Source organism: Hymenobacter aerophilus DSM 13606 (genome assembly GCF_000382225.1).
GTDB lineage: Bacteria > Bacteroidota > Bacteroidia > Cytophagales > Hymenobacteraceae > Hymenobacter > Hymenobacter aerophilus.
Genome location: NZ_KB907800.1, coordinates 150,169 through 162,750 on the forward strand (window position 1 = coordinate 150,169; position 12,582 = coordinate 162,750).

The 12,582-nt window shown below is 60.7% G+C and carries 12 protein-coding genes; 7 read left to right on the forward strand and 5 right to left on the reverse strand.

Features of this window, described 5'->3' with window-relative positions; genetic code table 11:
* The first annotated feature begins 223 nt into the window (after positions 1-223).
* The 5 genes from H145_RS0100770 to H145_RS22320 all read left to right on the forward strand — a co-directional run bounded on the left by H145_RS0100770 (position 224) and on the right by H145_RS22320 (position 5,827).
* Positions 224-841 (forward strand): HD domain-containing protein, encoded by a 618-nt coding sequence (locus H145_RS0100770; RefSeq protein WP_019946222.1) that lies wholly within the window; start codon positions 224-226, stop codon positions 839-841.
* A 151-nt stretch (positions 842-992) separates the two neighbouring features.
* Entirely contained in the window at positions 993-3,455 is a 2,463-nt protein-coding gene (locus H145_RS0100775; protein WP_019946223.1) for a S9 family peptidase, read from the forward strand.
* 92 nt (positions 3,456-3,547) lie between these two features.
* Positions 3,548-3,751 (forward strand): hypothetical protein, encoded by a 204-nt coding sequence (locus H145_RS0100780; RefSeq protein WP_019946224.1) that lies wholly within the window; start codon positions 3,548-3,550, stop codon positions 3,749-3,751.
* A 9-nt stretch (positions 3,752-3,760) separates the two neighbouring features.
* Positions 3,761-4,798 (forward strand): hypothetical protein, encoded by a 1,038-nt coding sequence (locus H145_RS0100785; RefSeq protein WP_019946225.1) that lies wholly within the window; start codon positions 3,761-3,763, stop codon positions 4,796-4,798.
* 105 nt (positions 4,799-4,903) lie between these two features.
* Positions 4,904-5,827, forward strand: a complete 924-nt coding sequence (locus H145_RS22320; RefSeq protein ID WP_019946226.1) for a hypothetical protein — start codon at positions 4,904-4,906, stop codon at positions 5,825-5,827.
* Positions 5,828-5,915: 88 nt separating this feature from the next.
* On the opposite strand, the gene H145_RS0100795 is transcribed toward H145_RS22320, so the two are convergent.
* Entirely contained in the window at positions 5,916-6,740 is an 825-nt protein-coding gene (locus tag H145_RS0100795) for a phosphatase PAP2 family protein (protein WP_026351167.1), read from the reverse strand.
* Between the two features lie 207 nt (positions 6,741-6,947).
* Here H145_RS0100795 and metK point away from each other — a divergent pair, with 207 nt between their 5' ends.
* Positions 6,948-8,210: a methionine adenosyltransferase gene (gene metK / locus H145_RS0100800; protein ID WP_019946228.1), complete on the forward strand. Its 1,263-nt coding sequence runs from the start codon at positions 6,948-6,950 to the stop codon at positions 8,208-8,210.
* A gap of 275 nt (positions 8,211-8,485) precedes the next feature.
* Here the strand turns inward: metK and hpf are convergent, their stop codons facing one another.
* The 4 genes from hpf to H145_RS0100825 form a co-directional block, all read right to left on the reverse strand.
* Positions 8,486-8,785, reverse strand: a complete 300-nt coding sequence (gene hpf, locus H145_RS0100810) for a ribosome hibernation-promoting factor, HPF/YfiA family (protein WP_019946230.1) — start codon at positions 8,783-8,785, stop codon at positions 8,486-8,488.
* Between the two features lie 33 nt (positions 8,786-8,818).
* Positions 8,819-9,706, reverse strand: a complete 888-nt coding sequence (locus H145_RS0100815; protein ID WP_019946231.1) for a tyrosine-type recombinase/integrase — start codon at positions 9,704-9,706, stop codon at positions 8,819-8,821.
* 157 nt (positions 9,707-9,863) lie between these two features.
* Complete coding sequence (rpsU, locus tag H145_RS0100820) at positions 9,864-10,064, reverse strand: 30S ribosomal protein S21 (protein WP_019946232.1); 201 nt, start codon at positions 10,062-10,064, stop codon at positions 9,864-9,866.
* Between the two features lie 154 nt (positions 10,065-10,218).
* Complete coding sequence (locus H145_RS0100825; protein WP_019946233.1) at positions 10,219-11,358, reverse strand: acyl-CoA dehydrogenase; 1,140 nt, start codon at positions 11,356-11,358, stop codon at positions 10,219-10,221.
* Between the two features lie 344 nt (positions 11,359-11,702).
* Here H145_RS0100825 and H145_RS19350 point away from each other — a divergent pair, with 344 nt between their 5' ends.
* Positions 11,703-12,557, forward strand: a complete 855-nt coding sequence (locus H145_RS19350) for a polysaccharide biosynthesis/export family protein (protein WP_240471638.1) — start codon at positions 11,703-11,705, stop codon at positions 12,555-12,557.
* The last annotated feature ends 25 nt before the right edge of the window (positions 12,558-12,582 follow it).

The window sequence follows — 12,582 nt, forward strand, 5'->3', positions numbered from 1 at the left end:
AGCCATTGTGAATTATTATGTATTTATCAGGCATGAATCTTTCGATGATTTCTCTATATACAAAGTCAATAACCGGGATATTTTTCTAAGCATTGTTTATGCCGTCACAACAATTACTTTGTTCATTTCTGTTGCCAACCATAATCGTGAACGGATAAGTAATATCCGCACAGCGGACAAGACGATTACGAAATAGCCTTTTCTTCCGGTATCTGTTCTTCTCATGCAAACCCGCTGGAACACCTTAACAGTCGCACTCGTAGCTGATGCCGACATCCGCGACGCCACGCACCGGCAGCTCTTGGACGCTTACAGCGGCCCGGCTCGCCATTACCACAACCTGGACCACATCCAGGCGCTGCTTGGCACTGTGGAGGAGTACGCCGATTTGATACAGGACCGGGAAGTAGTGGAACTGGCCGTGTGGTTTCACGATGCGGTGTACGACTACCTGTCCTCCGAAAACGAGGCCCGAAGCGCCGCGCTGGCCCGGCAGTTTCTGGCGCACTCTACGCTCAGCGCCGAGCGGCAGGCGCGGGTGGCTTACCTGATTGAGTGCACTGCCCGCCACACCGCGGCCCACGCCCCGGCCTCCGACCTCGATTTCTTCCTCGACGCCGACCTGCGTGTGCTGGGCGCCGAACCGGAAATTTATGCGGAGTACGCCCGCCAGATCCGGCAGGAATACCGGCTGGTGCCCGCCCTGCTCTACCGCCGGGGCCGCCGCAAGGTGCTCGAACAGCTGCTCGCCGCACCGGCGCTGTACCGCACTACCGATTTTCAGGCACGGTTCGAGGCGGCGGCCCGGCGCAATTTGCGAGCGGAACTGGCGGAGTTGTAGCGCGAAGCTTCCGCTTCGCGCGTCGTTGAACGACGACGTTGGGCAGTCAGCAATGGTACGCGAAGCGGAAGCTTCGCACTACGGCCGTGATGCGGCGCAACGCCACAAACCGGGCCGCGTCCCTTATCTTCCGAAACGCAATTCCTCTCCTATGACCCACCGTTACCTGCTGCCGCTGGCGGCGCTGCTGCTGGCCGGTTCGGCCCGGGCCCAGCAACTGGCCCCGCTCACCGTCGAAAAAATTATGCGCGACCAGGCGCAATGGCTGGGTACTTCGCCCAGCAACATTTCCTGGGCCGACGATGGCAAGGCCATCTACTTCAGCTGGAACCCCGAAAAGGCCCGGCGCGACTCGCTCTACCGCATTGCGCCCGGCGGTGGCACGGCCCGCAAGGTGAGCCTGCGCGAGCAGGTGGGCCTGCCGGCCACCGAGGGCGAGTACGACCGAAAGTTTACCCGCAAGCTCTACGAGAAGGGCGGCGACATCTACCTGCTCGACCTGAAAACCCAGCGCATCCGGCGCGTAACCAACACGGCCGAGCAGGAAACCGACCCGCACTTCGCCCTCCAGGACCAGGCCATCAGCTACGCCCGCGGCGGCAACCTGTTCACCTGGGACCCGGCCACCGGCGAAACCGTGCAGCGCACCGATTTCCGCAAGGGCAACCGCCCGGCCAGCGGCAGCCCTACTGATAAGAGCGAAAAGTACCTGAAGGCCCAGCAGCTGGCGCTGTTCGACGTGCTGCGCGAGAAAGACCAGGATGCCAAGGCCCGGCAGCGCCAGCAGAAGGCCCTGGCCAAGCTGCGGCCCAAGGCCATCTGGCTCGGCACCCAAACCGTGCGCAACCTGCGCCTCTCGCCCGATGGCCGCTACGTAACCTACACGCTGGTGCAGGAGCCGACGGCCGCCAAAGTGGCCCTGGTGCCCGATTTCGTGACGGCTTCGGGCTTTACCGAGGACATCAACACCCGCACCAAAGTGGGCGCCGCCCAGACGGCTGCCCAGCTAGGCCTCTACGATGTGGGCCGCGACACGACCTTCGTGCTGGGCTACACCGAGCTGCAGGGCCTCGACGAGCAGCCGGCCTACCGCAAGGAGTACCGGCTGAAGGCCCAGGCGCCCGCCCCCGCCGATTCGGCCAAGGCCGCTAATAAAACTCAGGCGGCCAAAACCACCAAACCGGCCACCGAGCTGCGGCGGGTGGTGCCCTACGGTCCGTTCTGGTCCGACGACGGCCGCCACGCCTTCCTCGTCATCCGCAGCGCCGACAACAAGGACCGTTGGATTGTCGGTCTTGACCCTTCGACCCAGAAAATAAAGCTGCTCGACCGCCAGCACGACGACGCCTGGATCAACGGCCCCGGCATCGGCTACGGCGAGGGCAACGTGGGCTGGCTGCCTGATTCGCGCCAGTTGTGGTTCCAGAGCGAGGCTACCGGCTACTCGCACCTCTACACCTACGACATCGTAAGTGGCCAGAAAAAGGCGCTGACCAGCGGCAACTTTGAGATTCAGAAAACCCAGCTGAGCCGCGACGGCAAAACGTGGTACCTGCTGGCCAACAAAACCCATCCCGGCGAGCAGCACCTCTACCGCATGCCGGTAAGTGGCGGCCCGCTCGTGCAGCTCACCACCCGCCCCGGCGGCTACGATGAGGCCACGCTTTCGCCCGACGAGAAAACCTGGGCCCTGCGCTATAGCACCAGCAACACGCCCTGGGAGCTGTACGTGATGCCCAACAAGCCGGGCGCCAGCATGCGGGCCCTCACCCACTCCACCACGCCCGAGTTCGAGAGCTACGCCTGGCGCCAGCCCGAGGTAATCGAGTACAAGGCCCGCGACGGAGCCGGCGTGTACGCCCGCCTCTACCGCCCGGCCAGCCCCCAGGCCCAGGGTCCGGCCGTGATTTTCGTGCACGGCGCCGGCTACCTCCAGAACGCCCACAAGTGGTGGAGCAGCTACTCGCGCGAGTACATGTTCCACAATTTGCTGGTGGATAAAGGCTACACGGTACTCGACATCGACTACCGGGGCTCGGCCGGCTACGGCCGCGACGTGCGCACCGGCATCTACCGCTACATGGGCGGCAAAGACCTCACCGACCAGGTAGACGGCGCCAAGTTGCTGGCCGATAAATACGGCGTCAGCCCCCAGCGCATCGGCATCTACGGCGGCTCCTACGGCGGCTTTATTACGCTGATGGCCATGTTCACCCAGCCCGACGTGTTCAAGGCCGGGGCCGCCCTGCGCTCGGTTACCGACTGGGCCCACTACAACCACGGCTACACCGATAACATCCTCAACGAGCCCTACAACGACTCGATTGCCTACGCCCGTTCGTCGCCCATCAACTTCGCCGCCGGCCTCAAGGGCCACCTGCTTATGTGCCACGGCATGGTCGATACCAATGTGCATTTCCAGGACATCGTGCGCCTGACCCAGCGGCTCATCGAGCTGAAAAAGGAGAACTGGGAACTGGCCGTGTACCCGGTCGAGAACCACGGCTTCGTGGAGCCCTCGTCGTGGACCGACGAGTACCGCCGCATCCTCAAGCTGTTCGAGGCCAACCTGAAGCCTGCCCCGGCCGCCGGTAGCGGAGCCGGCGGGCAGTAAGGCCCGGCCTACAGCACATTCAGAATAAAAAACGGCGACAGGCTGAGCCTGCCGCCGTTTTTATCTTTTGCCTCCAATTAGTTTTCCCAAGTATGCCGCCCACCCTCAGCCGCCTCATTCGTTACACCCTGCTGATACTGGCGGCCACGGCCTCGTTCTGGTTTTCGCCCGCCCCGCTCACCGACGACGAGTACTGCGGCACCTACCTGCACCTGACTTCCTTCGCCGGCTTCACGGCCAACTGCGACGGGTTCGAGTACATGGAAAGCGCCCGCTACCCGGCCCGGCTGCTGTAGCCGCGGACGGTGCGCCAGTCGCGGCCGCTGTACGTGCTGTTGGGCACGGCGGTGGGCTACCCGATTAGCGGGGCGGTGCAAGGCCTGCGGGCCGGCGGGGTGCTGCCGGCGGCCGTTGTGGCCAAGCTACCGGCCAAGTACCAGCCGCTGCTCGGCTTTTACATCGGTTACGTGTTGCTGAATTTTGGGCTGCTGTTGAGGGCGCTGCTGTTATTTCGGCACCTGTACTACCGCCTCACAGCCGGGCAGGGCCCGCCGCTGGTGCTGGCGGCCCTGCTGGTGTTTCTGGTGTCGAACCAAGTAACTAAAGCCTTTTTCTGGACGGTACATCAACAGATGCTCACGCTGCTGGTGCCGCTGCTGCTGCTCTGGCTGGTGTTGCAGCTGCGCGAACAGCCGCGCTGGCGGGCACTATTGCCGGGCCTGGCGCTGCTGGGCGGTTTGTTGGCCCTGGCCTATGGCAGTTTCGTGCTAATGCTGCCGGTGCTGCTCTATGGCCTCTGGTTGGCCCGCCGCGGGCAGGGTTTTGCTGGTCTGGCCGCCCGGGCACTCTGGCTTATTGGCCTTTTTGCGCTGCCTACGCTGCTTTGGATGGGGCTGCTGAAACTGCACGGCGTAGCCTACTACAACCACGAAACTGAAGCCTACCAGCAGCTCGTGTGGCTGCGGGGCCTGTGGCAGCAGCCGCTACCCGGCTTTCTGGCGTTCGTCGGGTCCAACCTCACCCGTTTCGGAGCCACGCTACCGGCCATTGCACCGTTCCTGGCCGCCGCGCTGGCAGCAGCTTGGTGGATTCGCAGAACTGGCGCTGCTTGGCCCGCAGGCCTGGCTGAGCTTTTGGGATTAGTCGCACTGCTGACGGGCTTTCTGGCGGCGCTGGGCTACTACCAAGAGCGCCTCACGTTTACGTTGGTGCCGCTGCTGTTGCTTGTGGTAGGCCTGGCGCTGGTCAGGAGGGCAACCCGGCGCCGCGGCACAGTGCTGGTACTGGCCGCGGCGCTGGGCTGGCACATCTGGCAGGCAGTCAGTTATGGTACCTTCTCTTAATGGCGTAATAGTGAGTGCGGGTGAAAGGGGAACGGGCCGGAGCCCGAGTCGGTCAAGTCCGGGTAAACCAGTAGGTTTGAGCATCCTTTCACCCTTTCCTACTATATGAACCCACTTTACTACCAACCCTCCGGCCGCTTTAGTGTAGGCGGCATTGTACTACTGCTGCTGGGCGGCTTAGTGGCCGCCGTGCCGCTGGCTTTCGCCTATACCTACGCGGTGTGGTACATCCCTTTTATCTACCTCAACTTCTTTTTCACCCTGATTTTCGGCTGGGCAATCGGCTGGGTGCTGCAGAAGCTGGTGAAGTCGGGTCACCTGCGTAACCCCACCCTGGCCGGACTGCTGGGCGTGGTAGTGGGCCTATGGGGCTGGTACGTGCAATGGTGCGTGTACATCACGCTGTTGGCGGGTGCCGGCGAAGTTGAACAGTTCGGCAGCCGCTTTTCGGTGGCGCATACCTCTTTCGACTTCAACTTCTTCCTGGGATTTCTGCTCAGCCCCGGCGAAACGTTGAGTATCCTGCCCGAGTTGGCGGAGAACGGCACGTGGAGCCTTTTCAAGATGAATGTGAGCGGTGTTTTGCTGTACCTGGTATGGCTGGCGGAACTGGCGCTTATTCTGGTTTTCAGCTGGATTTTGCCGATGAGCAAAGCCAAAGAGCCTTACTCGGAGGTGGCTGAACAATGGGCCGAAAAAACGGTACTCCCCCACCCCGCCGCCCACTTCGACGACCCGGCCGCCACCATCGCCGCCCTCGAAGCCGCCGACTGGAACCACCTGCAACTTCGCCCCGCCCAACTATCGGATACGACTTCGCACGGCCGCCTCAACGTCTACCGAGCCCCCGCCGACCCCGATTGCTGCTACCTGTCGCTTGAGAACGTGAGCTTTGAGCTGGATAAGGACGGGAAGTCGTCGGAGAAGACGGCCGATGTGCTGGAGTACCTGCGCGTGCCACCCCAGACTTTCCAGGAGCTACATGCCCGTTTCAGCGCCGTAGAGGCGTTAAATCAGGAGCACTCCTAAGCTTAGATAGCGGAAGTTGATTACGAACTAAAGCAGGCCGTCATGCTCAGCATGGCGGCCTGCTTTAGTTCGTAATTAATCATACGGCCTACAACTGCTTCGTGAAGCCCAGCCCCGAGTAGGCGTAGCCGTTCACGTTCAGGCCCTGCACCGGAAACACCGAGAGGCCGGTGCGGCTGGTGGTTTTATGCAGCTGCGGCACTAATATGCCCACTGCCGCGCCCACCGTATAGCCCAAAATGTTGTCGGAGAGGAAGTGCTTACCGGCCTTGAGGCGGAAGTAGCCCGTGGCGGCCGGCACCAGCGCCGCCGCGCCCCACACAAAGGTGCGGGAAGCCGAGCCGGGGTGGAAATCGTGGTAGACTTTGGCCGCGAAGAACGTGGCCGCGGCCGTATTGGCCGTGTGGCCGGCAAAAAACGAGTTGGTGGAAATGTGGCTGGTGCGCTTGCTGCCGCCTTCGGAGCCGTACAGAAAGGGCCGGTAGCGGTACACGTTGCCGGCCGTGAGCGTGAAGGCGGCATTAGAGGCGGCCATCGTCTGCAGATACAAACCCAGCACCTGCCCGTAGCGGGCGCGCACGTCGCTGTCGAGGGCGAGCAGGCCCGGCGCCAGCAGCAGCGAGGGGTACACAATCAGGTCGCTGGCGGTTTGGGCGCCGGTGCTGTAGTTGCCCGCCGAGAACCGGTCGAACTTTGGCACGTCCTGCTTATTGAGCGCGGCCAGCTGCGTTTGGTTGAGGCCGTCCTTTTTGGCAATCAGCAGCAGGCCCACGCCGCTGAGCGCGCCCAGGCCCGCCGTAATGGGCGCATCGACGGCAAAGCGGGTGCGGTAGGGCGAGGGCGCACGCTGGGCCTGCACGTCGGCCAGGGGCAGCAGCGGCAGCAGCAAAAGGGGAGTAAAACGTTTTTTCATGTAAACAAAAGTGAGGGTAAGGGAGATGTAGAGCGGTAAACGTAAACCTCGCCCGACGGTTGAGGTCGGGGTTCGGGCGGGCAGCCTGGGCGAGTCGCAGCCCAAGCCAACCGCCGGAAATCTTGTAGCTTTGCGGCCCTGCCCGGCCATTGGCCGCCGCGGGGCAGGGGCTACCGGCCTCTCGCGTACTTCTACCTTTCTTAGCTGATGCCCTACCTGTTCACTTCCGAATCCGTTTCGGAAGGCCACCCGGATAAAGTAGCCGACCAGATTTCCGACGCTATCCTCGACGAGTACCTGCGCCAGGACCCCGCCGCCAAAGTGGCCTGCGAAACACTGGTAACCACCGATTTCGCCCTCGTGGCCGGCGAAATCAAGTCGACGGCCCACGTAGATGCCGAGCCCATTATCCGCGAGGTAATCCGTCGCATCGGCTACAACCGGCCCGAATACCTGTTCAATGCCGACACCTGCGAGGTGATGAACCGCCTGCACGAGCAGTCGCCCGACATCAACCAGGGCGTGGAGCGCGCCACGGCCGAAGAGCAGGGCGCCGGCGACCAGGGCATGATGTTCGGCTACGCGACCAACGAAACGGCCAACTACATGCCCCTGGCCCTCGACCTTTCGCACCGTTTGCTGCGCGAGCTGTCGGCCATCCGCAAGGAAGGCCAGCAGATGACCTACCTGCGCCCCGACGCCAAAAGCCAGGTAACCATTCGCTACGCCGACGACAACACGCCCGAGGCCATCGAAACCATCGTGGTAAGCACCCAGCACGACGATTTCGGGCCCGATGAGGTGACCATGCTGCGCCGCATCGAGGAGGATATCAAAACCATCCTCATCCCGCGCGTAAAGGCCCAGCTCGACCCGGCCACCCAGGCGCTGTTTACCGACAGCATCATCCACCACATCAACCCCACGGGCAAGTTCGTCATCGGCGGCCCCCACGGCGACTCGGGCCTGACGGGTCGCAAAATTATTGTGGATACCTACGGCGGCAAGGGCGCCCACGGCGGCGGCGCCTTCTCGGGCAAGGATTCAAGCAAGGTCGACCGCTCGGCAGCTTACGCGGCCCGCCACATCGCCAAAAACCTGGTGGCGGCCGGCGTGGCCGACCAGGTGCTGGTGCAGGTGGCCTACGCTATTGGCGTGGCCGAGCCGGTAGGCGTGTTCGTAACCACCTACGGCACCACCCAGGCCACCAACGGCAGCGGCGAAAAGCTCACCGACGGCCAGATTGCCCAGAAGGTGCAGCACCTCTTCGACCTGCGCCCCTACGCCATCGTGCAGCGCCTGGGCCTGCAGAACCCCATTTTTGGCGAGTCGGCCGCCTATGGTCACATGGGCCGCGACGCTGGCACCAAGCAGGTAGAAATGCCCGACGGCAGCACCAAAACCGTCGAAACCTTCACCTGGGAGAAGCTTGACTATGTAGAGCAGATTCGTACATTGTTTCATCTCTAACCTTTTACACTTTGCAGCGATGAGCAATTTCACCACCATCCGGCAGCTGCTGCGCCTCTCACGTAACCCTTTTGTCCAGCCTTTTGTCCAGATTGGGCTGGTGGCACTATCAGTCCTCTTCATCTTTAAAGCTGGTCATGCAGTAGGCGAGTTTGCGTATTATATCAGCCGCTGATTATCCAATCGAGCTCGAACCAAAAAGCCCCGTCTGATTAGTCAGACGGGGCTTTTCTATGAGTAAGAAATGCAGGTTGAGGCCGGCAGCTTGCTGCTGCCTAGTAGTTCACCAGCTTTTCCTTGTGCTTAACCAACTGGCGGCGCATGGCCTCGTAGCAGGCATCGGTAGCGGCTTCGAAAGTAGGCGCGTCTTCCTCGCAGAACAGCGTGTTGCCGGGCACCATCAGCTTGAATTCTACGGTTTTGTTGGCAATGCCGTCTTTGTTGTTCACTTTGAGGATGACTTCACCCTCGGTTATGCGGTCGAAGAAGGTTTCGAGCTTGTTGAGGCGTTGCTGAATGAAATCGAGCAAGGGCTGGCCGGCGTCAAAATGCACCGAGTTGATCTGTACTTTCATCGACTAGGGGGTTAAGGGTAAACAATAAATCCATCAGGCCTTGGGGTGGGCCTTCTCGAAAACGGACTTCAGCCGGTCGATACTCAGGTGGGTGTATACCTGTGTAGCGGCCAGATTGGCGTGTCCGAGCAGTTCTTTAATGGCGTTCAAATCAGCTCCTTTGCCCAGCAGATGCGTGGCGAAGGAGTGGCGGAGCACGTGCGGATGCTGCTGGCCCGACGCCGTGGTTATCTGGCTCAGATAGTGCTTCACGGTGCGGTAAACCAGTTTTTCGTACAGCGGCTCGCCTTTGTCTGTAACGAGAAGCGGCGCGGTGGCGTTGCCGCTACTGCCGAACTCGTGCCGCTGCCGCGCTATATACCGCTCCAGCACCTGCACCAAGCTGGGGTTGAGCGGCACCACCCGCTGCTTGTTGCCCTTGCCGGTTACCCGCACCGTGCCGCCCGTCAGGCTCAGGTCGGCGGGCCGGATGCCAATCAGCTCCGACAGCCGCATGCCGGTGCCATATAGCAGCTCCAGAATCAGCTGGTCGCGGGCCCCGGCGAAGGTGTCGGGAAATTCAAACGAGTTGAGCAGCTGGTTGAGGCTTTCCTCAGGCACAAAGTCGGGCAGCTTCTTGGCCGTTTTGGGCGAGGTGATGCGCAGCATCGGGTTTTTCTGGATAGCCCCGGTGCGCAGCAGGTAACTGTAGTAAGAGCGCAGGCAGGCAATTTTGCGGTTCACGGTGCGCGGGTCGCGCTGCTGCTGCATAAGCGCCACCACCCAGGAGCGGATCAGCGTATGGTCGGCCTGGGTAGGGTCGTCGAGCTCGTAGGTGGCTTTCAGGAACTCGCCGAACTGCCGCAAATCGGTCTGGTACGAAACCACCGTGTGCGGGCTGTAGCGCTTCTCGAAGCGCAGATAATCGAAGAATAACTCCATAAACGGGCAGCAACCAAAGGGCGGACTGCCAATGTAGGCAATTCAACCCAGCAAACAAACCGGCCCGCTAAAACGCGAAAAACCCGGTCGATTCGCTCGTAAGAGCAAATCGACCGGGTAATTTCGTCAGAATTACGGCTAAGCCGTTGGCAGGAGCTTACTTCGGGTCTGCGTCGGGGCCGTAAGTAGAAAGCTTGTAGATAGCCTTCTGCTTCTGCTTGCGGTTGGTGATGGAAGGCTTCTGGAAGAAGGTGCGACGACGCAACTCCTTCAGAACGCCGGTGCGCTCGAATTTCTTCTTGAAGCGCTTGAGCGCACGGTCAACCGACTCGTTTTCTTTGATTTGGACGATGAGCATATCAGCAGTGAACTTAGAAAATCAACTATGAAGGGCCGCAAAGATAAGGATTCGTTTCGCTTCTTTGCAAGTCAGGCGCAGTAGAATACGAATTATAGCGTGACAGGATGCCCGTAACAAAGCCAAGCTTCCTATTACGCTACCCGAACATTACCTATTTCAGAATGGCGCGGGCAATAACGAGCTTCTGAATTTCCGAAGTACCCTCGCCGATAGTGCAAAGCTTGGCGTCGCGGTAGTACTTCTCGGCCGGGTAGTCCTTAGTGTAGCCGTAGCCGCCGAAAATCTGCACGCCCTCGTTGGCCACGCGCACGCTTACTTCGGAAGCGTACAGCTTGGCCATAGCCGACTCCAGGTTCACGTTCTGACCGCGGTCCTTCATGTCGGCGGCGCGGTAGGTGAGCAGCGAGGCAGCCTCAATTTCGGTCGCCATATCGGCCAGCTTGAAGCTGATGCCCTGGAAGTTGCTGATGGGCTGGTTGAACTGGTGGCGCTCCTTGGAGTACTGCAGGGCAGCCTCGTAGGCGCCCTGGGCAATACCCAGGCTCAGGGCCGCAATGCTGATGCGGCCGCCGTCGAGCACCTTCAGGGCCTGCACGAAACCGTCGCCGATTTTGCCAATCACGTTTTCCTTGGGAACGCGGCAGTCGATGAAAATCAGCTCGGTGGTTTCCGAAGCCCGCATGCCGAGCTTGTCTTCCTTGCGGCCGGCTTCGAAACCGGGCGTACCGCGCTCAATAATAAAGGCGGTCATGCCCCGCGAGTCACCTACTTCGCCGGTCCGGGCAATCACCACGGCCACGTTGCCCGATTTGCCGTGGGTAATAAAGTTTTTGGCACCGTTAAGTACGTAATAGTCGCCATCCTCAACGGCCACCGTGCGCATGTTGCCGGCGTCGGATCCGGTGTTGGGCTCGGTCAGCCCCCAGGCACCAATCCACTCGCCGGAGGCCAGCTTGGGCAGGTATTTGTGCTTCTGCTCCTCGGAGGCGTGCTGCAGAATGTGGCCGGTGCACAGCGAGTTGTGGGCCGCCATACTCAGGCCAATGCTGCCGTCAATCTTGGACAGCTCGGCAATGGCCGTCACGTACTCGACGTAACCGAAACCGGCCCCGCCATACTCCTGGGGCACCAAAACGCCCATCAGGCCCAGTTCGCCGAGCTTATGGAACACCTCCTTCGGAAACTCCTGCGACTCGTCCCACTCCATCATGCGGGGCTTGATGTGCTGGGCGCCAAAGTCGCGCACCATCTGGGCAATCATGGTTTGATTTTCGGTAGCTACCAGTTCCATATGTAAGGGTTGGGTGGGTGGGGTGAAAGAAGTTGGACGGGGCTCATACAACCAGCAACGCCCAACTTTGGGTTCGCGAAAGTACGATTTTACGGCCGCCCCTGCCAGTACAGGATTCCGGCCGCAGGGGCCTCCGATTTTGACGGGCCCGGTTTATTCGGTTTCTTTGATGGTTTTTAGGCAAATACCGCCCAGCTCAGGCGCGGTATTTGCCTGCCATTTTTTCCTACTGAATCCGGTTCGAGCCGGTTTGCATGCCCTACTCCCCGCTTCGCCGCCTCCTGACGCTTTGGTTGCTGTGCCTCCCTGCCGCACTCTGGTTAGGCTCCTGCTCCGCTGCCCGCGTGCATCAGCAAAATATTTTGTTCCGCACCGATGGCGCCGGCCGCATGGACACGGCTCGCCTACGCGACGTCGTGAACCGGGCCGAGCGCAACTACCTCATCCAGCCCAACGACTACCTCGAAGTGCGCGTGTACACCAATGAAGGCGAGCGTATCCTTGACCCCAATGGTGAGCTGCAATTCGGCAATGCTATAGGCGGCGGAGGCGGCAGTACGAGCGTTAGCCGGCCGCAGTCTTCGTCTGGTGGCCGGCAGAATGGGCAGCAGTCAAACCAGCAGAACCAAAATGGCACCCAGTTTCTGGTGCAGCATGATGGTATTGTGCGCCTGCCAATGGTGGGGTACCAGCGGCTGACAGGGCTGACGCTATTGCAAGCCGATAGCCTATTGCAAACCAAATACAACGAATTTTACAAAGGCGTATTCGTCACGACCCGCGTTGCCAACAACCGGATTATCGTGCTCGGAGCCACTTCCGGTGGTTCGGGCCAGGTTATCCAGATGTACAACGATAACATGAACCTGCTCGAAGTGCTGGCCACGGCTGGCGGCATTGAGGGGGCTTTTGCAGGTACTACGGCCTCGGGCCGTGCCGGCCGCGCCGACAACATTCGCCTGATTCGGGGCAGCCTGAAGAACCCCCAGGTGCAGCTCATCGACCTGACAACTATTGAAGGTATGCGCCGGGCCAACCTGCAGGTGGAACCCAACGATATTATATATGTTGAGCCTATCCGACGGCCTTTTTACGAGGGTCTACAGGATGCCCTGCCCTTGTTTGGTCTGATTGGCAGCATTGCGTCTGTTGTGAGCACCATCTATTTCGTTTCGCAGCTTGGCAGTAAGAGCAACTAGCCAAACGTTTTCTCATTGATTATCT